This window comes from Nocardioides sp. LHD-245, from assembly GCF_030929495.1.
Lineage (GTDB): Bacteria > Actinomycetota > Actinomycetes > Propionibacteriales > Nocardioidaceae > Nocardioides.
Genome location: NZ_JAVFWN010000007.1, coordinates 110431 through 134742 on the forward strand (window position 1 = coordinate 110431; position 24312 = coordinate 134742).

At 71.2% G+C, this 24312-nt stretch carries 21 protein-coding genes and 2 pseudogenes; 4 read left to right on the forward strand and 19 right to left on the reverse strand.

Translation table 11 applies throughout. The annotated features are described in order from the left end of the window. Nucleotides 1-55: 55 nt before the first annotated feature. Genes RB608_RS12685 through wrbA form a run of 3 tightly spaced genes read right to left on the reverse strand, consistent with a single transcriptional unit; the run spans nucleotide 56 to nucleotide 2477 of the window. Entirely contained in the window at nucleotides 56-343 is a 288-nt protein-coding gene (locus RB608_RS12685; RefSeq protein ID WP_308088300.1) for a DUF1330 domain-containing protein, read from the reverse strand. A 32-nt stretch (nucleotides 344-375) separates the two neighbouring features. Further along, nucleotides 376-1863: an MFS transporter gene (locus RB608_RS12690; protein ID WP_308088301.1), complete on the reverse strand. Its 1488-nt coding sequence runs from the start codon at nucleotides 1861-1863 to the stop codon at nucleotides 376-378. After that, a complete protein-coding gene (gene wrbA, locus RB608_RS12695; RefSeq protein ID WP_308088302.1) occupies nucleotides 1860-2477 on the reverse strand; it encodes an NAD(P)H:quinone oxidoreductase in 618 nt (205 codons plus the stop codon). The genes RB608_RS12690 and wrbA overlap by 4 nt, the downstream gene beginning before the upstream one ends. A gap of 81 nt (nucleotides 2478-2558) precedes the next feature. On the opposite strand from wrbA, the gene RB608_RS12700 reads away from it, so the two are divergent. Then, a complete protein-coding gene (locus tag RB608_RS12700; RefSeq protein ID WP_308088303.1) occupies nucleotides 2559-3173 on the forward strand; it encodes a TetR/AcrR family transcriptional regulator in 615 nt (204 codons plus the stop codon). A gap of 94 nt (nucleotides 3174-3267) precedes the next feature. Here RB608_RS12700 and RB608_RS12705 read toward each other — a convergent pair whose 3' ends face one another. From RB608_RS12705 to RB608_RS28305, 6 genes and pseudogenes are all read right to left on the reverse strand, one after another. Then, nucleotides 3268-3531, reverse strand: coding sequence for a hypothetical protein (locus RB608_RS12705; protein WP_308088304.1), 264 nt, complete (start codon nucleotides 3529-3531; stop codon nucleotides 3268-3270). Nucleotides 3532-3846: 315 nt separating this feature from the next. Then, nucleotides 3847-5166: an amidohydrolase family protein gene (locus tag RB608_RS12710; RefSeq protein WP_308088305.1), complete on the reverse strand. Its 1320-nt coding sequence runs from the start codon at nucleotides 5164-5166 to the stop codon at nucleotides 3847-3849. After that, entirely contained in the window at nucleotides 5163-6041 is an 879-nt protein-coding gene (locus tag RB608_RS12715; RefSeq protein ID WP_308088306.1) for a fumarylacetoacetate hydrolase family protein, read from the reverse strand. Before RB608_RS12715 ends, RB608_RS12710 begins: the two co-directional genes overlap by 4 nt. Next, a complete protein-coding gene (locus tag RB608_RS12720) occupies nucleotides 6038-6274 on the reverse strand; it encodes a hypothetical protein (RefSeq protein WP_308088307.1) in 237 nt (78 codons plus the stop codon). The genes RB608_RS12715 and RB608_RS12720 overlap by 4 nt, the downstream gene beginning before the upstream one ends. A 107-nt stretch (nucleotides 6275-6381) precedes the next feature. Beyond that, a pseudogene (locus tag RB608_RS28300) lies at nucleotides 6382-7215 on the reverse strand (pyridoxal-phosphate dependent enzyme); the annotation flags it as partial. An 868-nt stretch (nucleotides 7216-8083) separates the two neighbouring features. Further along, nucleotides 8084-9238 (reverse strand): annotated as a pseudogene (locus RB608_RS28305) (glycosyl hydrolase family 28-related protein); the annotation flags it as partial. Nucleotides 9239-9264: 26 nt separating this feature from the next. Here RB608_RS28305 and kdgD point away from each other — a divergent pair. After that, the gene (gene kdgD, locus RB608_RS12730) at nucleotides 9265-10203 is read left to right on the forward strand and encodes a 5-dehydro-4-deoxyglucarate dehydratase (RefSeq protein ID WP_308088309.1); all 939 of its coding nucleotides are present in this window, start codon (nucleotides 9265-9267) and stop codon (nucleotides 10201-10203) included. Here kdgD and RB608_RS12735 read toward each other — a convergent pair. The 10 genes from RB608_RS12735 to RB608_RS12780 form a co-directional block, all read right to left on the reverse strand. After that, on the reverse strand, nucleotides 10151-11077 hold the full coding sequence (locus tag RB608_RS12735; RefSeq protein ID WP_308088310.1) for a LysR family transcriptional regulator: 927 nt from the start codon (nucleotides 11075-11077) through the stop codon (nucleotides 10151-10153). The genes kdgD and RB608_RS12735 overlap by 53 nt on opposite strands. Before the next feature lie 17 nt (nucleotides 11078-11094). Then, a complete protein-coding gene (locus tag RB608_RS12740; protein ID WP_308088311.1) occupies nucleotides 11095-12498 on the reverse strand; it encodes an FAD-linked oxidase C-terminal domain-containing protein in 1404 nt (467 codons plus the stop codon). Beyond that, nucleotides 12495-13973, reverse strand: a complete 1479-nt coding sequence (locus RB608_RS12745; RefSeq protein ID WP_308088312.1) for an aldehyde dehydrogenase family protein — start codon at nucleotides 13971-13973, stop codon at nucleotides 12495-12497. Before RB608_RS12745 ends, RB608_RS12740 begins: the two co-directional genes overlap by 4 nt. Further along, nucleotides 13970-14758 (reverse strand): SDR family NAD(P)-dependent oxidoreductase, encoded by a 789-nt coding sequence (locus tag RB608_RS12750; protein ID WP_308088313.1) that lies wholly within the window; start codon nucleotides 14756-14758, stop codon nucleotides 13970-13972. The genes RB608_RS12745 and RB608_RS12750 overlap by 4 nt, the downstream gene beginning before the upstream one ends. Continuing rightward, nucleotides 14751-15710, reverse strand: coding sequence for an alcohol dehydrogenase catalytic domain-containing protein (locus tag RB608_RS12755; protein WP_308088314.1), 960 nt, complete (start codon nucleotides 15708-15710; stop codon nucleotides 14751-14753). The genes RB608_RS12750 and RB608_RS12755 overlap by 8 nt, the downstream gene beginning before the upstream one ends. Continuing rightward, nucleotides 15707-17494: a hypothetical protein gene (locus RB608_RS12760; RefSeq protein WP_308088315.1), complete on the reverse strand. Its 1788-nt coding sequence runs from the start codon at nucleotides 17492-17494 to the stop codon at nucleotides 15707-15709. Before RB608_RS12760 ends, RB608_RS12755 begins: the two co-directional genes overlap by 4 nt. Further along, nucleotides 17491-18744 carry a DegT/DnrJ/EryC1/StrS family aminotransferase gene (locus RB608_RS12765; protein WP_308088316.1) on the reverse strand — a complete coding sequence of 418 codons (1254 nt, stop codon included), beginning with the start codon at nucleotides 18742-18744 and terminating at the stop codon, nucleotides 17491-17493. The genes RB608_RS12760 and RB608_RS12765 overlap by 4 nt, the downstream gene beginning before the upstream one ends. Beyond that, complete coding sequence (locus tag RB608_RS12770) at nucleotides 18741-19772, reverse strand: dihydrodipicolinate synthase family protein (RefSeq protein ID WP_308088317.1); 1032 nt, start codon at nucleotides 19770-19772, stop codon at nucleotides 18741-18743. The genes RB608_RS12765 and RB608_RS12770 overlap by 4 nt, the downstream gene beginning before the upstream one ends. A gap of 1 nt (nucleotide 19773) precedes the next feature. After that, the gene (locus RB608_RS12775; protein WP_308088318.1) at nucleotides 19774-20808 is read right to left on the reverse strand and encodes an NAD(P)-dependent oxidoreductase; all 1035 of its coding nucleotides are present in this window, start codon (nucleotides 20806-20808) and stop codon (nucleotides 19774-19776) included. Between the two features lie 85 nt (nucleotides 20809-20893). After that, nucleotides 20894-21580: a GntR family transcriptional regulator gene (locus RB608_RS12780; RefSeq protein ID WP_308088319.1), complete on the reverse strand. Its 687-nt coding sequence runs from the start codon at nucleotides 21578-21580 to the stop codon at nucleotides 20894-20896. A gap of 186 nt (nucleotides 21581-21766) precedes the next feature. On the opposite strand from RB608_RS12780, the gene RB608_RS12785 reads away from it, so the two are divergent. Together RB608_RS12785 and RB608_RS12790 are read left to right on the forward strand one after the other, a co-directional pair. Continuing rightward, nucleotides 21767-22552, forward strand: coding sequence for a ribonuclease activity regulator RraA (locus RB608_RS12785; RefSeq protein ID WP_308088320.1), 786 nt, complete (start codon nucleotides 21767-21769; stop codon nucleotides 22550-22552). Beyond that, complete coding sequence (locus RB608_RS12790; protein WP_308088321.1) at nucleotides 22552-24288, forward strand: peptide ABC transporter substrate-binding protein; 1737 nt, start codon at nucleotides 22552-22554, stop codon at nucleotides 24286-24288. The genes RB608_RS12785 and RB608_RS12790 overlap by 1 nt, the downstream gene beginning before the upstream one ends. Nucleotides 24289-24312: the final 24 nt, after the last annotated feature.

Consider the following 24312-nt stretch of genomic DNA (forward strand, 5'->3'; position numbering starts at 1 on the left):
GTCGTCGTCTCCCTTGCCGCACCCGTGGTCGCGATCCAGCGTGCCTGAGCGGTGCTCAGATCCCGTCGATGATCCGGATCTCGCGCGTTGCGGCATCGCCGAGAACAGCCAGAGCCTCGCGATACCGCGGCGATTCGTAGGCACTGCGGGCCGCTTCCACGCAGGGGAACTCGATGAGCGTGGTGCGCAGAGGGGTGGCGTCCTCGAACACGAACGCGGGGTTGCCGCGGGCGAGGAACCGCCCTCCGGCGGCGATCATGGCGGGCCCGGCGATCGCGGCGTAGCGTTCGAGGCGCTCGTGGTCGCGGAGCGCGGTGAAAGTGTTGATCCAGTACGCGGACATGGGTGCGTCCTCTCCGGGGTTCGACGGGGGTGTCATGCACCGGGCCGGGTGGCGGCTCCGGGGCGGGGCTGTGCCCGCATCGCCCAGACCAGGCAGGCGGCCAGGATCACGATCGTCCCTCCCACCAGGCCCGATCGGGCATAGCCCGCGACGGCGGCGGCCACGGGCTCGGCGCCACCGGTGAGCTCGGCGTGCGTGGTGGTGGTCATGACGGAGGTGAGGAGCGCGGTGCCGAGTCCGGCGCCGAGCTGCTGGGCCGAGTTGACCATCGATCCCGCGACTCCACTGTCGCCTCCGGCATCGGCGGTGGCCAGGTCCGCCGCGGTGATCATCACGATGGTGCCGCCGACGCCGAGCAGCACCATCGCGGGCAGGACGCCGGTCGCGTACGTCGACCGGGCCGACAGTAGCGCGAGTGTCAGCACGGCGCCGCCGGCCGCCGCCAGCCCCAGGGCGAGCACGGAGCTCGAGCTCACGGAGGCGCGCAGTGCGGGCAGCACCCACGTGATCGCGACCGCGCCGAGCATGAACGGGACGAATGCGATGCCGATCTCGGTGGGTGAGCGATCGTGGGCCACCTGCAGGAAGACGGTGAGCACGAACATGCCGGCGAACATGGCCACGCCGACGAAGAACGCGGCCAGATAGCCCAGGCTCCGCGTCCGTCGCCGCAGGAGATGCGGCGGGATCAGCGGGTCGGTCGCCCGGCGCAGGGCGAGCGCGAAGCCGGCCAGCGCGACGGCACCGCCGAGCAGGAGGCCCAGGGTGCGTGCGTCCGACCAGCCCCACGCCGTCGCCCGGTCGAGGCCGCCCACCACCGCGGCCAGGCCGAGGCCGGCCAGGGCGGCTCCGGCGACATCGACGCGCGCCCCCGCCCGCCGTTCGCCCGGCGGTGCGAAGAGCTGTACGCCGACCGCGGCGAGCAGCGCGAGCGGGACGTTGACCAGCAGGCACCAGCGCCACGACAGCAGGTCGACGAGCAGGCCGCCGAGGAGCAGGGAGCCGGGTGTGCCCACGCCCATGACGACGCCGAGGACAGCGAAGGCCAGGGCACGGTCGCGTCCGGCCGGGAAGGTGACCGACATCAGGCTCACGGCCGTGGCCGCGACCAGGGCACCCGCGCCGCCCTGGAGAGCCCGGGCGAGCAGGAGGAGCTCGGCGTTCGCGGCGAGCCCGCCGAGCACGGACGCCGCGCTGAAGCCCACGAGGCCGCCGACCAGGCAGGAGCGCAGGCCGAGGACGTCGCCGAGTCGCCCGCCCAGCAGGATGAGCATGCCGAAGACGAGCGAGTAGAGCGTGACCACCCATCGGGTGGTGCCGGCGGTGAGCGAGAGGTCCGTACGGAGGTCGGGCAGGGCCACGTTCAAGATCGTCACCGAGGCGAAGACCAGCATGTTGGCTCCGGTCAGGGCGGCGAGCGCCCACCACCGGCCGATGTCTCGTCCGTCCGGCCCACGCCGCCCCGGCCTCCCGGCTTGCTGCGCGCCACCGGATGTCCCGGGTCCCTCGGACACGGTCATGCCGCCCGGTCCGTCCGCGCGCCGCCCAGGGTGTCGGCCAGCGCCGCGAGCCGCCGGCCCTGGTGCCGGGCCCGGGTCAGGACGTGCTCGTCCGGAGGCCCGTCCCCGCCGACGCTGCTGACGCCGTAGGGGTTGCCGCCGGCGGCGTGGGCCGCGTCGTAGTCGACATACCCCGTCGGCACGACGATCGATCCCCAGTGGCAGAAGGTGTGGTAGAGCGCGAGCAGGGTCGACTCGTGGCCGCCGTGACGCTCGAAGGCGCTGGTGAAGCCGGTCGCGGGCTTGTCGGCCAGGTGTCCGGCCTGCCAGGCCGCACTCGTCGAGTCGAGCAGCTGCTTGAGCTGGGCGGCGGGCTGTCCGAAGCGGGTGGGGGTGCCGAGGGCGAAGCCGTCGGCCCAGACCAGGTCCTCGACGGTGGCCTCCGGGATGTGGGCGGTGGCGGCGAGGTGGTCGCGCCAGTCGCCGTTCCTCTCGATCACGGCGGTGGGTACGAGCTCGGCGGCACGGCGCAGGCGGACCTCCGCCCCGGTCTCCCGGGCACCGGCCGCGTAAGCCTCCGCCAGGGCGTGGACCGAGCCGGTGGAGGAGTAGTAGATGACAGCGATACGAGACATGAGATTCTCCAAACGAGATTCTAGAATGAGATTCAGAAATCTATCTGGAAGACTGCGCGTGGGCAAGCGAGAGGGGCGACGGTGGCGGCACGACGGGGTAGGCCGCGTGACGACGCGGCGCGACAGCGGATCGTGGGGGCCGCGTCCGCGCTGTTCGAGCAACGCGGCTTCGTGGGGACGACGATCGTGGACATCGCCGCGGAGGCCGGCGTCGCCGTGCAGACGATCTACCAGGCCTACGGATCGAAGGTCGGGCTGCTCGGGGCTGCTCACGATGTCGCGCTGGCTGGCGACGACGACCCGGTGGCTCTGGCCGAGCGTGCATGGTTCCTCGCGCTCCGTGACGCGCCGTCGCCGGCCGCGGCGTGGCAGGAGGCGCTGGCCGCCCTCCACCTCGGCACGGCGCGGGTGGCTCCGCTCTATGCGGCCATGCTGGCCGCGGAGGCCGATCCGGATGTCGCCGGTCTGCTGGTCGCGATGCGTGCCCAGCGCGCTGAGTTCAGCCGGCTGCTGGCCGAGCAGGTCGCGGCCTGTCCGGGAGGAGAGGGGCTCGACCGGGCGCGCTTGGCCGACGTCATCTACGCGGTCGAGTCGGTGGAGAGCCATGCCTTGCTGGTGACGCAGCGCGGCTGGAGCGTCGAAGCTTGGCGCGCCTGGGTGTGTGACGTGGTCCTGCGGGAGATCTCGGCGGACTGACTGCGCTACGCCGCGAGGAGGATCCTGTCAGTCGCGGACGGCGACCCGTCGACCTCGGACGGCATGCCGGGGAGGGTGAGGGCGGCGACGCCGATCATCGTCTGGCCGGTGGCTGGTCGCCCCAGACCCGGGCCAGGGCCGCACCGACGACGTGGAGTGGCTCCTCGGAGTGCCTGGCGACATAGGTGTCGAGCCGGTCGGCCTGGGTCTCGAAACTGTCGGAGGTGACCTGCCCGTCGGGGCCCGATCCGTACCGGCCCGCGATGAAGACGGTTCCTCTGCCCGTGTCGGCGATGTGGCTGTAGCCGAACGGGACGGGGTCGTGGAGCCATTCGGGGTTGGTCTGCGTGACGGTCATGGAACGTTCCTACCGTCGGTGACGGAACCCGCGTGCCGCCTGTGATCGGTGGTCGCGCCCGGGCGCCACGTCGACTCATCCGAATAACGGGATAACACATATCCAGAATTGATCACGGCAAGCCGGGTGTCGGCTTCCACGGAGCGCGCCCCGTGGCTCAGCCGTCGTAGGCCGCCACGAGTGGTGTGTCCATGCCGATCCCGCCGTACCGTCACGGTTCCGCTGCACGGCGGCAGCGACCTCGTGCTCGGCGCGCTCTCTCGCTCACGGTGCCTTCCTGCCGCGCCGACGTGGAGCGGCTCTCGGGCCTGCTGCTCACGGCCTCTCGGAGGATCCGTGCGGCGCGCCTGCTGGACTGACCGGTCGCCCGGTCGGCCGAGTGGTGGTGGTGCGTGCCGTCAGCTCGTCGGTCACCTGGAGCCGGTGGCCGCCGCTCCAGGAAGCCTCGCAGTCGATCAAACCTGTTGGATCCGCGGCGAGATCACCGGAGAAGAGGGCCAGGTCCGCGACCTGGCCGACGCTGACGGTGCCGATGTCGAGGGACGGCATCACCGCTCCGGCAGGCACTGCCGTCGCCCGGTGGATCGCTTCGGTCACCGACACCTCACCGGTCCGGACCGCGCCGAGGAGCAGCGCTGGGAAGCTCCCGATCTTGCGGCCGAACTCGTCGCTGGAGAAGAAGATCCGGCCTCCCCGATCCCGGATCTCCCGGTGCAGCTGCCACCGACTTCGCGCGAGGCCCGGTGAGCCGGTTCGGACGAACTCCTCGCCGTCCCGCTCGGCGTAGTCGGCGAACGAGTTGGGCAGGTCGAGGTCGATGTAGGTCCCTTGGTCGAGGATCAGCTGGGCGACTGCGGGGGAGTAGTCGATGGTTCCGATCTCGGCGCCGAGCCAGTTGCAGTGCGCGAGGGTATGGACACCGGCCTCGACGCTGCGCCGGATCGCCTCGGTACAGGTGGCGTGCGCCGTAACAGGTAGGGACAGGCGGCTCGCCTCCGCGACCAGTGCCTGTAGCTCCGCCGTGGAGTACTGGGGCATCCGGCGGTTGGTGTGGGGATCCATGTCGCCGCCCGCGGCCATCACCTTGATGTGGTCGACTCCCAGGGCGCAGAGGCCGCGGACCGTTCGTACGACGTCAGCGACATCGTCCGCCGTCATGCCGATGAAGTCCGCGTGGCCAGCGGTCGTCGTGATGCACGGCCCGGACACGACCAGTCGGGGACCACGGATCGTGCCCCGCTCCAGCGCCCTGCGCACCTCGACGAGGACGCCGGTCGGGCTACCGCAGTCACGCACGGTCGTCACGCCGGCGGCCGCTGCGGAGGAGAGCGCGGCGACGCACCAGGAGAACAGGCCTTCGGGAGTCGACCGGCACGCGTCCCACTCCGACGGGTCGGTGTCGGTCGACCACGCCGGGTGGGTGTGGGCGTCGACCAGTCCCGGAGTCAGGGTGCTCGAGGTGGCATCGACGATCACCTGTGCCGCGGGCGGGTCCTGGCCCAGGGGCCGGACCTCGGCGATCCGGCCGTCGCGTACGAGCACGCCCACCTCGCGCGCGGGCGGTCCGCCGGTGCCGTCGATGAGGGTGCCGCACCGGATCAGGGTCGACTCGTGGCGAGGGGCAGGTGTGCTCATCCCTCATCGCTCCCGGTCGGTCGGGTCGGTCCGGTCGGCACGGTCCGTACCCGCTGCCGCATCCGGCCCAGCCCGGTGATCTCCAGCTCGACGACGTCACCGTCCCGGAGGTAGTGCTCCGCCGAGTGACCCAGGCCGGACCCGGCCGGGGTGCCGGTGCTGATCACATCGCCACGCTGCAGTGTGGTGATCTGGCTGAGGTGCCACACGAGGTAGGCAGGTGAGAAGCGCATGTCCGCGGTGATGCCGTCCTGGCGGAGCCTCCCGTCGACCCAGGTGCGCATCCGCAGGGCCCCGACATCGCCCAGCTCGTCGGGTGTCACCAGCACCGGCCCGAGCGGGTTGAAGGTCGGCGTGACCTTGCTCCGGTCCCAGCCCGGTGCGCCCGAGAGCTGCCAGTTCCGGTCGCACACGTCGTGGCTGATCGTGTAGCCGCAGATGTGGGCGGCCGCCTCCGCCGGTGTGGCGAGCCGGTGGGCGTCACGACCCACGACGACGGCGAGCTCGACCTCCCAGTCCAGCGCCGTCGAGTCCTCCGGCAGGAGGATGTCGTCGGTCGATCCCACGATGGTGGCCGGGTCCTTGAGGAAGTAGACCGGTTCCTCCGGCAGGTCCATGGCCGCCTCAGCCGCGTGGTCGGCGTAGTTCAGCCCGACCGTGATCAGCTTCCCGGGGCGAGGCACCGGCGCGCCGACGCGTGCCTGCGGCGATCGAGGGAGCGGACGTCCGGCGCGAACCGCGTGCTCCACCTGGGCGCGGCCCTCGGGCGAGGCCGCGAGCAGCGGGTCCATCGAGCCCAGGTCGTGCAGCCGGCCGTCGGGCGTGCGGGTCACCAGCTGCTCCGCTCCCGGCGGCCCCACCCGCTGCAGGATCATCGCGTCACATCCACGGTCGCGCCCGCGGCGAGCGCGGCCGGCAACGAGTCCGGCCACCGCGCTCCGGAGCCGGTGACGAGGACGACGACCTCGAGATCGTGCGTGTCGGTGCGCAGGTCGAGGGAGGCCAGGCCGGCGGCGAGCCCGGCGAGCCCCGCGGCGGCCGAGGGCTCCGCGAAGATCCCCGACCGACCGAGCACGTGCAGTCCCCGGGCGAGTGAGCGGTCGTCCACGGCGAGGGCCGTGCCGGCGGTCGACCGCAGTGCGGCGAGCGCATGGTCGCCCGTCCGTCCCGCAGGGAGTGCGCGATCGTGCGCCCCATGGGCACCTTAGACACCGTGCTCTCACCCCGGTGGTGCGCGCGTGCCAGGGAGTCCGCAGCGCGGGGTTGGACGGCGACGAAGCGCGGCACGCGGTCCGTGAGTCCCAGGATCCGCAGGCAGTGGAAGCCGCGCACGGTCCCCGTGATGCTGTCGCCGCCGCACACCGGCATCGCCACGATGTCAGGCGCGCGACCCCCGAGGTCGCGGTAGATCTCCACCGCGATGGAGCGATAGCCGTCCACCCCGTAGGGGTTGGCGTAGGGCCGGGGCGCGTTGCGACCGACGTAGTCCCATCCCTCGTCGCGGACGAGCCTGGTGATCACCGCGGCTCGCTCGTCGAAGGGCAGCACACGCGGCGAGCCGCCGTAGAGCGCGACCACGTCCGCGGCCACCGCGGGCACGTCGTCGGGCAGGAACGCCAGCGTCTCGAGACCGTGCCGCGCGCCGTACCAGGCCGCGGAGACGGCCTGGTTGCCGGTGCTCGACGTGACCTGGCGCCCCGCGCCGAACGTCACCACCATGCGCGCGGCGACCGCGTTCAAGCGGTCCTTGAAGCTCCCCGTGGGGTTGCGGGTCTCGTCCTTGAGCCACAGGCGGCCGAGACCAACCTGCGCCCCGAGGTCGTCCGCAGTGAGGAGTGGGGTCGAGCCCTCGCCCCAGTGCGGGGCGCCGGCCGCCTCGGGGAGGGCGAAGGCAGCGCTGCCCGTTGCCTCGCCGCGCAGGTGGCTGTCGACCTGCGCGGCGAACCAGGATCGAGGTACGACGGCGAACAGTGCGCCGCCGCACGCCGCGCATCCGGCATAGCGGCGCCCCAGCGCGGTGCGGCGGTGACACCGGCCGCACTCGAGCACGGACGCGGGGATGTCGTCGAGAATGGTCGGCCTGCTTCCTGTCTAGACGGCTGCGAGCGTGCAGGCCTGGTAGCGGACGTTGGCCGCGGTGACGGAGGTCGACGCGGTCTTGTCGAGAAGGACCAATCCCCGGGACCGCCCACTCCAGCACTCGTGCGTTGAGGGCGGCTCCCGAGGCGCCGGCACCCGCGACGGTCACGTTCATGCCGGCCGGCATGGCACGCCAGTCGAGAGCACCGCCGGAGACCAGGGTCATCGTGTTCGACCCGGAGGCGATGGTGCCCTTCACGATGACGGTCGACGTATCGAGCGACCCGTAGCCGATCTTGGGTGCGGTCACGGCCCAGGCCGGGCGGCCGCTGGTGTCGTAGACCATGTCGCCGAAGCGCTGGACGAGCGTGGTCGTCGGCACTGCGGAACGCTCGACGGGGAGCAGCGAGACGTCGTTGTACGGCGTCGCCTGCTTGACGTTCAGGATGCGGTTGTTGCGGACCTGCCAGCTCTCGTACTGGCTGTGCGCCCGGATGAAGTAGTTGACTCGCCGGTCCATCGTGGTGGCGTCGACGGTGTTGTCCTCGACCACGAGTCCGTAGATCCCCGGTCCGACAGCCCCGATCGCCGCGGAGTTCGCGTTGGCGGCGGCGGTCGGGTTGGCGCCGAAGAAGTAGTTGCCGCGGATGGTCGCGCCGAAGACCGCCTCGTACATGCAGATGCCGTAGCGACCGTGGTTCCAGAGCTCGTTGTCCTCGATCCACACGTGCCGGACCTCGTAGACCGTGATCGAGCCGGGTGCGTCGGTCTGCCCCGTGAAGCCGGTGATGTCGTTGCCGATGATCCGGATCTTCTCCGACATCCGGTAGATGTTGCCCACCACCGAGATCCCGGCCTGGTCGTTGTTCCCGGACCCCTGCTCGATCGTGTTGTCGGCGATCAGCACGTTGCGCAAGGTCTCCTGGGAGGGGTCGGCGAGGAAGCCCAGGGCGTGTTGGAGGGAGATCCCCACCTTGCAGTTCTTGATCGTGTTGCCGCGGATGATGATGTTCTCGCCGCCGTGGCAGTCGATGCCCTCCCACCGCGGGTTGTTGAGGAACTGGTTGTTCTCCACGAGGACGTTGCGGACGTAGAAGGAGCCGAAGTTCGCCGTCTCCGCGCCGGTCATGAAGGTGTAGCAGTTCGGCGTCGTTGTGTCGGTGAGCGTGTCGAAGCGGCACCCCGTGACGGTGACGCCGTCGACCTCGACCAGCACCGCCATCATGGCGTTGGCGCAGCGGTAGAACTCGCAGTCACGGGCAACGATGTCGGTCGAGCGCTGGACCTTGAGGCCGTAGTAGCCCTTGATCTCGGTCACCAGCGCCCGCTCGAGCGCGAACCCGTCGACCAGGTCGACGAAGATCCCGTCGGGACCGTCTGCCGGCGTCGTCCCCGCGGTGGCGTTGCGGATGGTCAGATCCGTGACGGCGACGTTGGTGAGGCGGGTGCCGACGCTGCCGGCGGCTCGGAGGATCGCCTTGTTCCCGAGGCTGCTGTGCTCGCGCAGGACGGTCGCCCTCGCCCCGGCTCCCGTGATCGTGACGTTCGTGCGCAGCTCGATCGTCCTGCCGACCTGGAAGGTGCCCGCGGGCAGCCGGATGATGCCGCCGGTGCTCCCGAGTGCGTCGATGGCGGCCTGGATCGTCGCCGACTCGTCGCCCGTCCCGGTCAGGGTGTCGAGCCAGGTCTCCGCTGCGGCGTTCGCCGCGACGGCCGTGCCGACCACGACGGCTCCCGCTCCGGCCACCGCCGCCCCGGCCATCCCGAGCACGCGACGGCGTGGCAGGCGGCCTTTCGCGCTGTCGTCCGGGCTGATGCTCATCGGCTCGCCTCCTTGACCGTCATCTGCATGCTGCATGGAGCATGGATGCTCCTCGCTGTCCTCGACCGTGTCAACGGGCTGGCCCGATGCCATCTGGGCATCGCTGGATGCCGCATCGGTGTTGGACCGGTATGGCGAGCCGGGCGTACCGTCCGGGCCCGGGACCACCATCGAGGAGGACGTGGAACGTGTCAGGAATGTCCGCGAGCGAGCTGGCTGTGCGCCTGGGAACGGGGCTTCTCTCGTTCCCCGTCACGCACTTCGACGGGGAGGGCGCACTCGACCCGTCGGCGTACGCCGAGCACGTGGCGTGGCTGGCGAGCTATCCGGCCGCCGGGCTCTTCGCCGCCGGAGGGACCGGCGAGTTCTTCTCGCTGACCCCGGACGAGGTGTCCTCCACCGTGCGGACCGCCATCGCCGCGGCCCCCGTGACCACGCCGATCATCGCTCCCGCCGGCTACGGGACCCACACCGCGCGTGAGATGGCTCGGAGTGCCGAGCGGGACGGTGCGGACGGAATCCTGCTGTTCCCGCCGTACCTGACCGAGGTCAGCCAGGAGGGGCTCGAGGCGCACGTCCACGCCGTCTGCGCCGCGACATCGCTCGGCGTCATCGTCTATCACCGGTCGAACGCGGCCTACGCCGAGGAGACCGTCGAGCGCCTCGCGGAGGACTGCCCGAACCTGATCGGCTTCAAGGACGGGATGGGCGGGGTCGAGCAGTTGGTCCGGCTGACGTCCCTGGTGGGCGACCGGCTGGTCTACATCGGCGGCGTGCCGACGGCCGAGTTGTTCGCCGCGCCGTATCTCAGCATGGGCATCACCACCTACTCCTCCGCCATCTTCAACTTCATGCCGGACTTCGCGCTCGCCTTCTATGACGCGGTCCGTCGCCGGGACGACGGGTTCGTTGTGCGTGCGCTCAACGAGTTCGTTATCCCGTACTGCGACATCCGTCAGGAGAAGCCGGGCTACGCGGTGAGCATCATCAAGGCGGGGCTGACCGTGGTCGGGCGCCCCGCCGGATCCGTGCGTGCCCCGATCTCCGACCTCGACCCGGTCGCGCTCGGCAGGCTGACCGCGCTCATCTCGGAGCTCGGTGGGGACGGGACCTGGCATCGGACGGACTCGGCGTGAGCGGCGTCAGTCCGCGCAGCGCGACGGGCAGCGCAGGGTTCAGCGAGTGCGGGCTCCAAGCGAGGTGGAGCTCGACAGGTCTCTCCGGGCGGGTGGCCAGCGGCCGGTAGCTGACGCCCTCCATGCGCAGGGACGCCGCGCTGGAGGGAACGAGGGCGATCCCACGTCCGGCGGCCACCAGACAGATCATCGTCAGGATCTGACTGACGGTGTGCCGGACATCCTCGTCCCGGATCGGCACGAGCGTGGTGACCAGGCGGTGGAAGTACGCCGCCCGGTCGGGTTCGTGCAGGATGATCGGGTGGCCGATCAGGTCGGCCGGACGCAACGGCTGCTCCGAGAGGGCGAGCGGGTGCTCGGCGGGCACCGCGGCGACCAGCGCCTCACGATGCCACTCCCTACTGCGCAGGCCCGCGGGGCGGAAGGGAGGGCGGGCGAGTCCGAGATCGGTCTCCTGCCGGGACAGGGCGTCGATCTGCTCACCGGTCACCATCTCGACCAGCTCCACCTCGACCCCAGGCACCCGGTGCGCGAGCTGTTCCAGCAGGTCGGGGAGCGCCACGGACGCGGACCCGGCCGTGAAGCCGATCCGCAGCGTTCCGCCCTCCCCGGACGCGACGCGCCGGACGAGGTCGCGAGCACCGCTGGCATCGCGCAGCAGCGCGCGAGCCTCCTCGACGAAGACGGCGCCGGCGGGAGTGAGGGCGACCCCGCGGCTGTCCCGGTCGAAGAGCCGGACGCCGAGCTCGCTCTCGAGCCGCTGCACCGACCGACTGAGCGGTGGCTGTGTCATCGAGAGGCGTGCGGCCGCTCGCCCGAAGTGCAGCTCCTCGGCCACCGCCACGAATCCGCGCAGCTGGTCGAGGTTGAACATGATGCTCGCCCGGCCCTTCAGTCCCGTACCGGCCTGGGCGCAAGGCCCATCACGCCCGGATTGAGGACTCCCGTCGGATCCCACGCGTGCTTCAGCGCTCGATGGACGTCACGCGCGACGTCTCCGAGCTCCCGTCCGAGCCACGCAGCCTTCAGCCGCCCGATGCCGTGTTCGCCGGTCACCGTGCCACCGAGTTCCAGCGCGGCCCCGGTGATCCGGTCGAACGCCCTGGTGGCAGCCGCCGCGCCGGTCTCGTCCGCCTCGTCGAAGACCACCGTGGGGTGCATGTTCCCGTCGCCGGCGTGGCCGAAGACGCCGATGGTCACCTGCTCGGCCGAGGCCACCTCCTCGATCCTCCGGAGGAGCTCGACGATCCGGTTGCGGGGCACGCAGACGTCGTCCAGCAGCCAGTCGCCCCGGGCCTGCAGCGCCGGCAGAGCCAGACGACGAGCCTGCAGCAGCAGATGGGCCTCCTGTGCGTCCTCGCTCACCGCGACGTCGACGGCGCCCGCGGCGCTGCACAGCTGCGCCAGGTGATCGGAGTCCTCCGCCGCGCTTGCGGAGTCGCTCTGGAGGATCAGGACGGCGCCGATCTCGTCGTCGAAGCCCGAGGGCTCCATCTCCTCGATGGCGCGCAGCGTGACCCGGTCGAGGAGCTCGAAGACGGACGGGACCACGGCGCCGGACGCGATCGTCGCGATCGCGTCTCCGGCCTGCAGGAGACCGGGGAACGTCGCCAGGACGGTCCGTGGTGCCCGCGGCGCCGGCACCAGACGCAGCGTGACCTCGGTGATCACCGCCAGCGTGCCCTCGGACCCGACCAGCAACCGGGTCAGGTCGTAGCCGGCAACCCCCTTCGCGGTCCGCCGCCCGGTCCGCAGGATGCGGCCGTCGGCCAGCACGGCCTCCAGCCCGAGGACATAGTCACCGGTTACGCCGTACTTCACGCAGCACATGCCGCCTGCGTTGGTGGCCACGTTGCCGCCGATCGTGGAGAAGGCCACGCTCCCGGGGTCTGGTGGATAGAAGAGTCCCTCGGCTGCCGCGGCGGCGCGCACATCCGAGGTCACCACCCCGGGCTGGGTGACCAGGACTCGCTCGGCCGTGTCGATCTCCAGGATGCGGTCGAGGCGATGGGTGCTCAGGACCACGCATCCGGCCACGGCATTGGCACCACCGCTGAGGCCGGATCCGGCCCCTCGCGTCACCACACCGATCCCATGTCGGTGAGCGGCCCGCAGGACCTGCGCGACCTCCGCGGTCGAGCGCGGCGTCACGACCGCGAGCGGTGAGTCGTGTGCGGTGAACCGCGACTCGTCCCTGACGAACCCCAGGACGCGGTCCCGATCCGTGGTCACGATCTCGGCAGGGAGGTCCGCCAGCAGGGCGTGGAGCGTGCTGGAGTCCGGTGGCTGCGTCACGAGGGCACCGTAGGCTCGACCCGACGTGGCACCCTCATCGGGTTCGCGTGCTGCAGCTCGGGAGGCAGGAGCTCCTCGGGCCACCCCTGGAACGCCATGGGGACCAGCCACCGGTCGATCGCGGCGCTGCCCACCGAGGTCGCCGCGGCGTCCGTCGTTGCGGGAAACGGGCCGCCGTGATGCTGTGCGAGGCGGACGGCGACGCCGGTCGGCCAACCGTTGAGGATCAGGCGGCCCGCACGCCGCTGGAGGACCGCCGCGACGCTGCGCACCTCGGAACCGGTGGCGATGCTGTGCACCGCGGCGGTGAGGGAGCCGGGGAGGCGAGCCAGCTTGTCGAGAAGGTCCTGTTGCGAGGTGTACGTCGCCACGACCGCGGCCGGCCCGAACCGCTCGGCGGACAGGTGTGCCAGCGACAGATCGAAGTCCTCCGACCGGACCAGCCGGAGCTCCGGGGCGACCGCCATCGGTATCTCCGGGTCTCCCGTTCCTGTTGCGAGGAGGGTCAGCCGTCGGTGACCCTCGTGGCCGACGTAGCTCTCCCGGATGCCGGGCGTCAGCAAGGGGCCCGTCACCGCCCGGCGAACCGCGGTGGCGACCAGGCGAGGCATCAGTCCGTCGTCCGGGACGAACAGCAGACCCGGTTTCGTACAGAACTGGCCGTTGCCGAGAGTCATCGAGGCCACGAACTCGCGCGCCACCCGCTCGCCGTCGGCGGCTGCCACGTCAGGCATCACCACGACGGGGTTGAGGCTGGCGAGCTCGCCGAAGAACGGGATCGGGACGGGCCGGCGGCGGCACTCCTCGGCCAGCGCGAGGCCGCCGGCGAGCGAGCCGGTGAAGCCAACCGCCGTCGCAGCGGGGTGGGCCACCGCCCGAAGTCCGGCTTGACGACCGTGGCACACCCCGAACACGCCGTCAGGCAGCACGCTGGTGAGGACCGCGGCCACCAGCTCGGAGGTGCGGGGGTGATTCTCATGTGCCTTGACGACCACCGGGCAGCCGGCAGCGAGGGCGGAGGCGGTGTCCCCTCCCGCGACGGAGAAGGCGAGCGGGAAGTTGCTCGCCGCGAACACCACGACCGGGCCACGCGGGATGCGCATCCGCCGCAGATCGGGCACCCCGGCCTCCGGGTCCGCCGGGGTGAGGAGCACCTGCAGGTGGTGCCCGGACTCGATGTCCGACGCGAACATCCGGAGCTGGCCGGTCGTGCGGCCGAGCTCGCCCTCGAGCCTTGGGGTGCCGAGGGCGGTCTCGGCGTCAGCGGTGGACACGATCCGCGCCGCGTCGCGCTCCAGGCCGTCCGCGACTCGCCGGAGCAGAGCGGCCCGATCGGACCGTGGGGTGCTCGCCCAGGCGTCCGCGGCGCCGGCCGCCGCGTCGAGCAGGCGTTCGGTCTCGGCGATGCCGGTCACGGGGACCCGCGCCCGTGGCCGGCCCGTCCGGGGGTCGAACCCGACGACGACATCGGTCATCGGATCTCCTCGATGTCGCTAGCGAAGGCGGTCGAGCCGACGGCGAGCAGACCACCGTCGACGGGCAGCGCGACGCCGGTGATCCACGCGGCCCGGTCCGAGACGAGGAAGGCTACGGCCTGCGCGACGTCCTCGGGCTCGCCGATCCGACCGAGCGGATACATCCGGGCGGCCCGAACGAGGACGTCGGGGTCGCGGCTCAGGCGTTCGTCCCAGATGGGCGTTCGGATCGTGCCCGGGAGCACGGCGTTGACCCGGACCCGAGAGGATGCCCAGCGCACCGCCAGGCCCTGGGTGAGGGACACCAACCCAGCCTTCGCCGCGCTGTAGGCCTCGTTGCCGAACGATCGAACGGCGTTGACCGAGGCGATGTTGACGACGCTTCCCCCCGAACGACGCAGGTCGGCAGACAGGTGCCGGGTCGTCAGGAAAGCTCCGGTGAGGGAGACGTCGAGGTCGCGCCGCCAGGTGGTGAGCGGGAGCTCCTCGTAGGCGAGATCGGAGCAGGTCGCCGCGTTGTTGATCAGGAGGTCGGGCCGCATGTCTGCTTCGTGGAGGGCCTGGACCATCGCGACCACGTCGTCCTCCGCGGCCACGTCGGCCCGGATCCCCAGATGGGTCCCGGCCGGGCCGGGCAGGCCGGTCGCGATCCGCTCGGCTGCCGTGGCGTCCAGATCGGCGACAGCGACACGTGCCCCCTGGGTCGCCAACAACGCGGCGATCCGGGCGCCGATCCCGGACCCGCCGCCCGTCACCAGTGCGGTACGCCCCGCGAGCTCATGCATCTCCGTCCTCCGGCACACTGTCGGTCCGGAAAACCGCCTTGAGGCGGGAGCTACGGCCGGCCAGCAGCTCGCGGAACTCCTCGGCGCAGTCCGTCATCGGCAGCAGGTCGACCCAGGTCAGGTCGAGATGGTCCACTTCGGCGACCGCGGCCCGAAAGTCCTCCCGGCTGTAGGCGAAGCAGCCGGACACCCGCTTGCCCTGCCGGACCAGGTCGGTCGCGTCGAAGCCCGCTTCGGCACTGGCCAGCCCAATCCAGACGGACAGCCCGCCGGGCCGCAGGTGGCTCAGGGCGCCCGAGCGGGTGGCCGCCGTACCGGCTGCGTCGATCGTGACGTCGTAGGTGCCCTGGAGGTCGGTGGCCCGGGCGCCGAGCCGGACCGCCTCTCGCCGCCGCGTTTCGGCGAGGTCGACGACGGTGACGTCCTCCACGCCACGGCGGCGCAGGAGTTGGAGGGTGAGCAGGCCGATGGCACCGGCACCGAGGACGGCGACCCGGGCCCGGGGAGACAGGTCGGACCCGGCGATCCGGAGCGCGTGGACGACGTTCGCGGTGGGTTCGACGGCGCTGGCGGCCCGCCAGGACGTGCCGGCCCCGAGGTCGACCAGGCTGTCCGCCGGAACGGCGATGCGCGGCGCGAGCCCACCCGGGCGGTGAACCCCGATCAGCGCTCGCTCGGCGCACAGGAAGGACGAGCCCGTGCCGCAGGCCGCGCAGCGGCCGCAGGTCAGCAGCGGGTTGACCGCGACCCGCCGGCTGCCGACCTCGCCGGCGAGCTCGTGCCCGAGGACGAGCGGCGGCACCCGGAAACCGGGGGAGTGCACGCCGTGCACGTCACTGCCGCAGACACCGGCGACCCTGACGTCGACCAGCACCTCACCCGGGCCGGCGACGGGCTCGGGAACCTCGCGGTAGTCGACTTGTCCGGCGGCGGTGAACACGAGTGCTTTCATGCGGGGTCCCTCGTCTCGACGTGGAGCGTGGTGGTGCCGGCCGGCAGGTCACAGGGGACCGCCCAGTGCCGGAGGCCGTGCCGGGCGACGCTGGCGACGGGCAGGGCCGTCGCCGAAAAGGGGTGGGTGACCCGGGGTGGGGGAGCCCCGTGGTCGGCGGGCAGCAGGACGGTCAGGCCGCGGACTACGGTCGGTGTGGTGAGCATCAACGCGACCTGGTCGCCGACCGGGTGCGTGGCGATCCGGACTGAGCGGCGAGCTCGCTCCCAGGCGCCGATCTCGGAGGCGGTCCACCACGGGAGTCCGCGCTCGCGGGCGGCATCGGCGGTCCGCACCACAGCCCGCGCCACCTCCGGGTGGTCCTCCATGTTGGAGCCGTGGAACAGGAAGTGCGCCACGCCGTGGACAGCGAGAGCGCCGTCGATGATCGGGTCGCGGACACTCTCGTGCGCGAAGAACACGAGGTCCTGTGTGTGCAGCGGAAGCTGCAGGACCTCGCCCAGCCGACTGGTGCCGGGGGCAGGGAGCAGGGGCCGCCACAGGTGTGCGGACCCGAAGGGGAAGCCGACGGTGCCCTGCTTGGAACCGCCACGGGACTGGTCGACCAGGATGCCGAGCTCGTCGCACCACTCGTACAGCTCGGTCCACCCCTCCCAGCGGGTGTAGTGGTTCTTGTTCGTCGAGATCGTCGTGTCCGTGAGCTCACGCGTCCAAGCGAGCTGGTACGCCGCAAATTCTTTGCCCCACCGGTCGTGATCGGTGTCCTCGATCGCGTTGTAGTGGAAGGCCTGCTCGTGCCCCGCCGCCGCGATCGCGGCGACCGTCTCCGCGGTGTAGCCGCCGGGGTGGCAGTGGCACCACGTGACGGCGACCCCGGCCTCGGCGAAGGCGTCGAGCGCCGCCTGCGCCTGGCTGTCCACATTGCGGTCCGAGTCGTGCGACATGTGCGCAACCCCGGGGGCTCCGTCGGGCCAGTAGTCGAGCCAGGCGTAGCCGAGCGTGCCCGTGGCCCGGGCTCGATCGAGCGCGCGGAGCAGCTCGGCGCGCCACAGGTCGGCCTCGGGTCGGGCGAAGATGGGACTGGGCCGCGACGGCGGGTACACGTGCTCGTACTGCTCCAGCGCCTCGTGGCCCGCCGGCAGGGTACGTCGGTCGTAGCCGAGCGCGAGCCCGTCGTCGGCACGCAGGATGGTGTCCCGCTTCGGCACGCTGCCGTCGGGTGCTGCCGTGCCCGGCCGGTCGACCGGCCACCCCTGCTGGATCCGCACGATCGTCTGCCACAGGTCGAGGCCCCACAGCTCGACCCGGCCCTCGCCGACCGAGGTCGACACGATCGCGGTCGAACCGTCGGCGTACGTCGCCAGCACCTCGTGCTCGGGCGCTGCGCGAAGAGCCACGCCGCCGAACGACGACAGGTCCTCCGGCGCCCCTATGAATCGGACCCGACCGGCGGCGGGCGCCGGGGCGTAGTCGATACCGAGCGCGCCTGCGATCTCCTCGGTGGCGCCGCAGGCGACGAGCACCGTGCCCTGCCGGACCCAGGCGAGCACGGTCGTGAGGTCGCGCGGCAGGTCTCCGGGACCTGCCGCGAGGAGCACGACGGGCCGGCGGCGGGACCGGTCGTCGACCAGATCATGGTGCAGCCCGAGGTGGGCGAGCACCTCAGGGGCGTAGGCGGGCCATCCCGGCTCGTCCGTCGAGCGCGTCGCGGTGCCGTCGACGAGCAGCCCGATGGCCGCTCCGGTGTCAGCCGGCGAGGAGCCGGGGGGCATCCGTCCGGTCATGCGGTCGCCGCCCAGGCGTGGATCTTCGCGACCGCGTGGACCAGGTCGCGGACGTCGCCCGGTTCGAACCGCTCGTTGCAGGGCAGCGGCAGCAGCGTCTCCCCGACCATCGACTCCGCGATCGGGCAGTCGCCCGCGGCATAGTGGACGTCGCGGTCGGCGGGCGGACTGGTGAGGGGGAATCCGTGGCTCCCGAAGATGCGGCGCTCGGTCAGGGCCGGGACCAGGTGGACGGGCCGCACGAGGTAGCCGGCTGTCACGGGGATGCCCTCGGCGGTCAGCTCCGCGGCGAAGCGGTGGTGGTCGATGCCGACGACGGCCTGGTCGAGGAGCATCGGGTAGAGCCAGAAGCTGTGCCGCTCGATCGCCGGGTCCTTGACGACGGTGAGGCCGGGGAGTCCGCCGAGCGAGGCGGAGAGGGCCCGCGCGACCGCGCGGCGGGCCTCGACGACACCGTGCAGCTTGCGGACCTGCTCGCGCGCGACAGCCGCGGTCAGGTCCGTCATGCGGTAGTTGACGCCGTAGCTGAGGTGCGTGCGCTCGCCCGTCTCTCGCGGCCAGCCCTTGTCGGCGAAGAGCCGCATGCGGCGGGCCAGGTCGACATCCTCGGTGACGGTGAGGCCACCGTCACCGGCGGTGATGTGCTTGGACTGCTGCAGGCTGAAGCAGCCGATGTCGCCACGGGTCCCGGCGTAGCCGCTGCCGCCGGGCGGAACGGTCAGATAGGCCTGGGCGCAGTCCTCGATGACCCTGATCCCGCGCGGGCGGCAGGTGTTGACGATGGCATCGACGTCGGCCGGTCCTCCGAAGAGATGGACGACGATGACCGCCCGCGTGCGAGCGGTGATCCGGGCCGCGACGGAGGCCGCGGTCAGGCAACCCGTCTCCGGGTCGACATCGGCGAAGATCGGGACCGCGTTGCACGCGAGGACGGCGATGACAGTGCCGAAGTCGGTGATCGGCGGGACGATCACCTCGTCGCCCGGCTCGAGGCCGAGCGCAGCGACGGCGAGGTGGAGCGCAGCGGTTCCCGACGTGCTGGCGACGCAGTGCCGGCTGCCGATTAGCTCGGCGAACTCCCCCTCGAGAAGGGATGCCTCGTGGCCCGTGACCCGCCACAGCGTGCCGGACTCGATGACCCGGCGCGCCGCGGCGATCTCCTCCTCGCCGAGGGTGCGTCCCCGGGCGTCGTTGACGTCGGGTAGGGGCTGGATCCGGGCGGGGGTGCCGCCCTGGGAGGCAAGGGTCATCGGGTCCGTTCCTCGGCGAGGATGTCGTGGTGCGCGGCGAGCACCCGGTCGAGCTCGGCCGACTGGCCGGGGGAGAGGACCTCGTGGTCGGCGAGGCAGCGGTGGGTGGCGAGGATGCCCTCGCGCACCAGGACCTCGTTGACGCCCGCAATGCTGCCCGCGAACCGGTGGGCCACGTCGAAGACCGCCGAGTTCACGTCGGTCAGGCGTGCGCCGCGGGCGAGGAGCTCGAGGAAGGGGGAGTCGGGCTGCGCGGTCACCAGCGCCCTGATCTCCCGGTGCAGGCGCACGGCGGCCGCCGTGCCCACTGCCCACTGCCCGAGCAGGCCGCCGACGATGTGCACGGTGGTGTCGCCGAATCGGTACGGCGTGAGCAGGTCGGCGACGATCGTGTCGTCGTTCCCGGTGTAGAGCGCGACGGAGTCCTCGGCATCGCCCGCCCGGCCCGCATCGACCACGGCCCGCACGACATCGAGGGTGGCGTACCGGTCGAACGGGGCGATCTTGATCGCGACGACGCCGGGGATCTCGGCGAGTCGCCGCCAGAATCCGTAGCCGAACCGGCGCCCGGACAGCGTGGGCTGGAGGTAGAAGCCGATGACGGGGAGCACCTCCGAGATCTCCTCGATGCCCGCGAGGATCGTCGCCTCCGGCGCGTCGCGCCAGCCGGTCATGATGGCGAGCGCTGCGTCGTAGCCGAGATCGGCGGCAATCCTGGCCTCGACGAGTGCCGCGAGTGTGGGCCCCCGGACGCCCGCGACCATCAGTGGGCGGTCCGTCCGTTGCGAGGCCCGGACCTCCTCGACCGCGAGACGCAGGACTTCGTCGTACAGTTCGACGCCGGGGTCGCGGATCTCGAACTGGGTCGTGTGGACGCCGACGGCGAGGCCTCCGGCGCCCGCGTCGAGGTAGTGGCGGGTCAGGCCGCGCTGCCGAGCGACATCGAGGGTCCGGTCCTCGCGCAGCGCCAGGGGGTGCGCCGGGATGACCAGGCCTGTGCGCAGGCGCCGCGCTTGATCGGCGTCCACCTCAGAACCGCCCGTCGCGCGTGCCGAAGCCGGTCGGCTTGTCGAGCAGGGCGCCGCCGCCGGTCAGCCAGGCGACCGTCCAGTCCAGCATGGTCGCGAGCGGGACGTCGGGGTAGCCGAAGAGAGCGTGGCACCGGGACGCGTTCGACAGCAGTGCGGTGGGCGCTTCCTCACCGGTCAGCACGGGCGAGCGGCCGAGCCGTTGGCCGAGTTCCTCGGCCAACCAGCGCACGGAGACGGTCTCCGGCCCGGTCACGTTGAGGATCGCCGGAGGCACGTCGGCGAGCGTGAGTGCGGAGAGACAGTAGCGGTTGGCGTCGCCCTGCCACACGACGTTGACCGCACCCTGGGAGAGGTCGACCGCCTCGCCGGCCTGGACCGCGCGGGCGATGTCGGTGAGGACTCCGTAGCGGCAGTCGACGGCGTAGTTGAGGCGGACGAGGGTCGTCGGCGTCTGCTGGGTCACGCTGCGGTGGACGATGACCTGTTCGCGCCCGACACAGCTCTGCGCGTAGTCCCCGACCGGTCCGTACGGCGTCTCCTCGGCGCAGCCGCCGGTCACCGGTGCCGAGAACGGATAGACGTTGCCGGAGGACAGGGCGACCACACGGGCACCGCGATACCGATCGAGCACCACGCTCGGCAGGACTGTGTTGGTGAACCAGGTCGCCGACGAGTCGGACGATGTGCCGAACTTGCGTCCGACCAGGTAGACCACGTTCGCCGCGTCGGGAAGAGCTTGCAAGCTGCCCGGGTCGGCGACATCGGCCACGACGGTCCGCACGCCGGCGGCGTCGAGCTCGGCCCGCGCGTCGGGATCGGAGAAGCGGGAGACCGCGACGACGCGGCGTCCACCGGGCAGCCGGTCGAGGGCGGCTGCCGCCATGCGGGTCAGGCTCACCCCCATCTTGCCGGCGGCACCGATGACGGCGATGTCCCCGTCGGTGCGGGCGAGCGCCTCGACGAGTGCGTCCGACGGCTGCCGGACGTGGGCGGCGATCTGGTCGAGCTGATGAGCACCGATCTCGGCGGTCACGGATCCTCCTCTGCAGGTTGCATGCAGCATGTTACACAGGGCAACCGGGAACGCAAGGGCACGAGTCCGTCGCCGCGGGGACCCCTCAGGCGCCGGCGGACTCGAGGTTGAGTCCGATGTGGGCGCGGATCAGGTCCCCGGCGGCCTCCTTCTCTCCCGCGCGGATGGCGTCGAGCAGGCGGACGTGGTCGACATTGCGGGCCGGGAGATTTCCCTCTCGGGCGATCCGGGCCAGCACCGGGATCCGCTGGGAGTCGCGGTAGTCGCTCAGCAGCGTGGCCAGCCGGACGTTGCCGGCCTGGCGCACGAGGAAGTCGTGGAACGCCCGATCCTGCGCCCAGTACGCCGTGAGGTCGGCGGCCTCGGCGGCCGCGGTCACCCGCGCCAGCATGGCCTCCGCCTCGACGAGCGCCTCGTCGGAGAGCTCACCGGCGATCCTGCTCATCGCCCAGCCCTCCAGGACCTGGCGCATCTCGTTCAACTCGCGGCTCTCGTCGTCGGACGGGGCGACGATCCGGAAGCCGACCCCGCGGGCGATCGTGACGAGTCCCTTGCTCTCCAGCTCGAGGACGGCCTCGCGCACCGGCGTCCGGGACACGCCGTAGCGGGCGGCGAGCTCGCCGTTGGTGTGCACGACACCCGGCGCCAGCTCGCCACTGAAGATCGCGGTCCGCAGCACCTCCAGGACCTGGGATTTGAGGTTGATCCTCTCGATGGCACCCCCTGGCCCGCCGGAGGTGGAGGGCATGGTCTTCTCGGGCTGATCGGTCATGGTGCGACTCCTCGGGGAGGAAAGGGCGGACGGTCAGGGCCTGTCGTTCTGGTCGGAGAGCGATCGGAACCCTCGGGACATGCTGCATGGAGGATGACATGCGATGGCATTCGCCGCTGTCTTCTGAAAGCATTGTCATGCTGCATGCAGCATGCTACCTTCCCTTCACGCCAACGAGGGAGAGATGTGGAACCAGCACTCGATCCGGCGGTCTTCGCCCGGCTGCGGCGAGCCTCGACCGCCACCATCCAGTCCCAGCTGTTCAAGCGCGGCCTCCGGGACATGTTTCTCTTCGGTCTGCGGCCGATGAACCCGGAGAGCGCGTCGTTCGCCGGGGAGGCATACACGTTGCGCTACATCCCGGCGCGGGAGGACCTCGACGTCCTCGACGTGTTCGACGATCCGGCGCATCCGCAGCGTGCTGCGGTCGAGGCGGTGCCTCCCGGTCAGGTGCTCGTCATGGACTGCCGCCAGGACGCCCGCGCCGCCTCGGGAGGCAACATCTTGATGACGCGCCTTCAGGCACGCGGAGTCGCCGCCATGGTCACGGACGCCTCCGTGCGTGACTCGCCGGCGATCGCCGGGCTGGAGCTCCCCGTCTACTGCGCCGGCGTGTCCGCCACGGTCAACCTGGTGCTCCATCACGCGGTCGATGTCCAGGTGCCCATCGGCTGTGCCGGTGTGCCGGTGTACCCCGGCGACGTGGTCGTCGGAGACGCCGAGGGCGTTGTCGTCGTGCCTCGCCATCTCGCGGAGGAGGTCTCGCACGCCGCCGTCCAGCAGGAGGAGCTCGAGGAGTTCATCCTGGGCCGGATCCAGTCCGGCCAGCCCCTTCGGGGGAACTACCCGCCCGACGAGCGCACGCTCGCCGAGTTCTCGGAGCTTCACCCGTCGGCCCCCGACGTCTCGACGAACGGGTCCACGCCTCACGTCCAGATCCCTCCCGAGAACGATGGAAAGGTTCACCTGTGATGTCACTCATCCGACGGTCCGGCCGAGGCCCCGTGCGCGCCGCCGGCGCGCTCGCGGTCATCGCGACCCTGGCCCTGACGAGCTGCTCCTTCTCCGACGACCCCAAGAAGGAGGACGGGGCCCAGGTGCTGACCGTCGGTGTCGGCGCACCGATCGACTCGCTGGACCCGCACTTCATCAACAACGGCGGCTATGTCGTGCCCGCTGGCCTGCTCGAGGGTCTCGTGGCCCAGAACGACGCCGGTGACGACGTCGTCCCGGCGATCGCGTCGGAGTGGACCGAGTCCGAGGACGGCCTTACCTATCTCTTCACGATCCGCGACGACGCGATGTTCAGCAACGGCGACCCGATCACTGCGGAGAGCGTCGTCGCCAACTTCCAGCGTCTCCTGACTCCGACCGGCTCCGGTGGCGGTAACACAGCCAACGCGAACGCCTACCAGGTCGGGCTCGGCATCGAGAACGCCACGGAGTTCCAGACCGGCGAGGTCAGCGACTGGAGCCAGGTGGGCATCAGCGCCCCCGACGCCTCCTCCGTCGAGATCACACTCGACGCACCGAACCCGGACTTCCTCCTCGGCATGACCGACAACTCGATGCTCATCGTCGACACGGCAGCGATCGAGAAGAACCCCAAGGACTGGACGAAGGCCGAGAATTGGGTGGGCAGCGGCGCCTACACCGTGAAGTCCTGGGACCCGACGACCGGCATGGACCTGGTGCCGAACGAGCACTACTGGGACCGCGACAACGTGACCCTCGACGAGATCGACATCCGGGTGATCCAGGACCCCCAGGCGGCGATCCTCGCCTATCAGAACGACGAGGTCGATGTCACGCTCGTCACCTTGGACCTGATCAGCAACGACGAGGCGCTCCTGGAGGAGGTCGAGCAGGCCGACGGCTACGCGATCGACTTCTTGAACCTCCAGTACTCCACCCATCCCGCAGCCCAGGACGAGCGCGTGCGCCAGGCGCTCAGCCTGGCGATCGACCGCGAGAAGCTCGCCTCGGTCCAGGTAGGCACCACGCCGAGCAGCTCGCTCGTCCCGCGCCGGGTCGAGGGATGGACCGAGTCGATGGCGACCTCGGTCTACGACCCCGAGCGGGCCGCCGACCTCCTCGCCGAGGCCGGCTACCCCGGTGGGGAGGGTCTGCCCGAGATCCAGATCTTCGACCACCGGCCACGGCCGGTCAGTGACGCCATCGTCGAGATGTGGAAGGCGATCGGCATCGACGCGAAGGTCAACATCGTCGACATCGGCGTCTGGGCCGACACGCGCTGGAATGTCCTCGACGACGACAAGATGGGCTACTACATCAACTCGTTCGGCGGGATCCCGACGCTCAACAACTGGCTCTACACGTTCTGGGGCCCGGAGACGACCAAGCAGTTCAGTCTTCCCGCCGGCGCCTGGAAGCGGTACGAGAGCATCCAGACCGACGAAGCACTCGACGGTGCGGCCAAGAGCCGGAAGCTGGCCGAGATCCTGGACAGCGAGTCGTCTGCCGGAGCGCGGCAGTTCGCAGAGCTCGTCGAGCGGGCGCGGGAGGCGGTGGACCCTGCCGAGCGGACGGCCCTCTATGTCGAGGCAGCGACCCTGCGGGAGTCTCTCGGCGAGCAGATCCCGATCCTGGAGGAGCCCCAGGCGTTCCTGGTCAAGCCCTCGGTCGAGGGTGTGAACGTGCGGACCACCATCGAGGGCTTCTACTTCAAGGGCGTCTCGATCAGTTGACCCTGTTGCTCGACGTGAACGACA

Bases quoted from the DNA above. Each gene is read 5' to 3' on its own strand.
- RB608_RS12685 (WP_308088300.1), bottom strand. From the start codon at position 343: ATGTCCGCGTACTGGATCAACACTTTCACCGCGCTCCGCGACCACGAG.
- RB608_RS12750 (WP_308088313.1), bottom strand. From the start codon at position 14,758: ATGCATGAGCTCGCGGGGCGTACCGCACTGGTGACGGGCGGCGGGTCC.
- RB608_RS12715 (WP_308088306.1), bottom strand. From the start codon at position 6,041: ATGATCCTGCAGCGGGTGGGGCCGCCGGGAGCGGAGCAGCTGGTGACC.
- RB608_RS12745 (WP_308088312.1), bottom strand. From the start codon at position 13,973: ATGACCGATGTCGTCGTCGGGTTCGACCCCCGGACGGGCCGGCCACGG.
- RB608_RS12690 (WP_308088301.1), bottom strand. From the start codon at position 1,863: ATGACCGTGTCCGAGGGACCCGGGACATCCGGTGGCGCGCAGCAAGCC.
- RB608_RS12765 (WP_308088316.1), bottom strand. From the start codon at position 18,744: ATGACCCTTGCCTCCCAGGGCGGCACCCCCGCCCGGATCCAGCCCCTA.
- RB608_RS12735 (WP_308088310.1), bottom strand. From the start codon at position 11,077: ATGTTCAACCTCGACCAGCTGCGCGGATTCGTGGCGGTGGCCGAGGAG.
- RB608_RS12710 (WP_308088305.1), bottom strand. From the start codon at position 5,166: ATGAGCACACCTGCCCCTCGCCACGAGTCGACCCTGATCCGGTGCGGC.
- RB608_RS12780 (WP_308088319.1), bottom strand. From the start codon at position 21,580: ATGACCGATCAGCCCGAGAAGACCATGCCCTCCACCTCCGGCGGGCCA.
- RB608_RS12755 (WP_308088314.1), bottom strand. From the start codon at position 15,710: ATGAAAGCACTCGTGTTCACCGCCGCCGGACAAGTCGACTACCGCGAG.
- RB608_RS12705 (WP_308088304.1), bottom strand. From the start codon at position 3,531: ATGACCGTCACGCAGACCAACCCCGAATGGCTCCACGACCCCGTCCCG.
- kdgD (WP_308088309.1), top strand. From the start codon at position 9,265: ATGTCCGCGAGCGAGCTGGCTGTGCGCCTGGGAACGGGGCTTCTCTCG.
- RB608_RS12760 (WP_308088315.1), bottom strand. From the start codon at position 17,494: ATGACCGGACGGATGCCCCCCGGCTCCTCGCCGGCTGACACCGGAGCG.
- RB608_RS12790 (WP_308088321.1), top strand. From the start codon at position 22,552: ATGTCACTCATCCGACGGTCCGGCCGAGGCCCCGTGCGCGCCGCCGGC.
- wrbA (WP_308088302.1), bottom strand. From the start codon at position 2,477: ATGTCTCGTATCGCTGTCATCTACTACTCCTCCACCGGCTCGGTCCAC.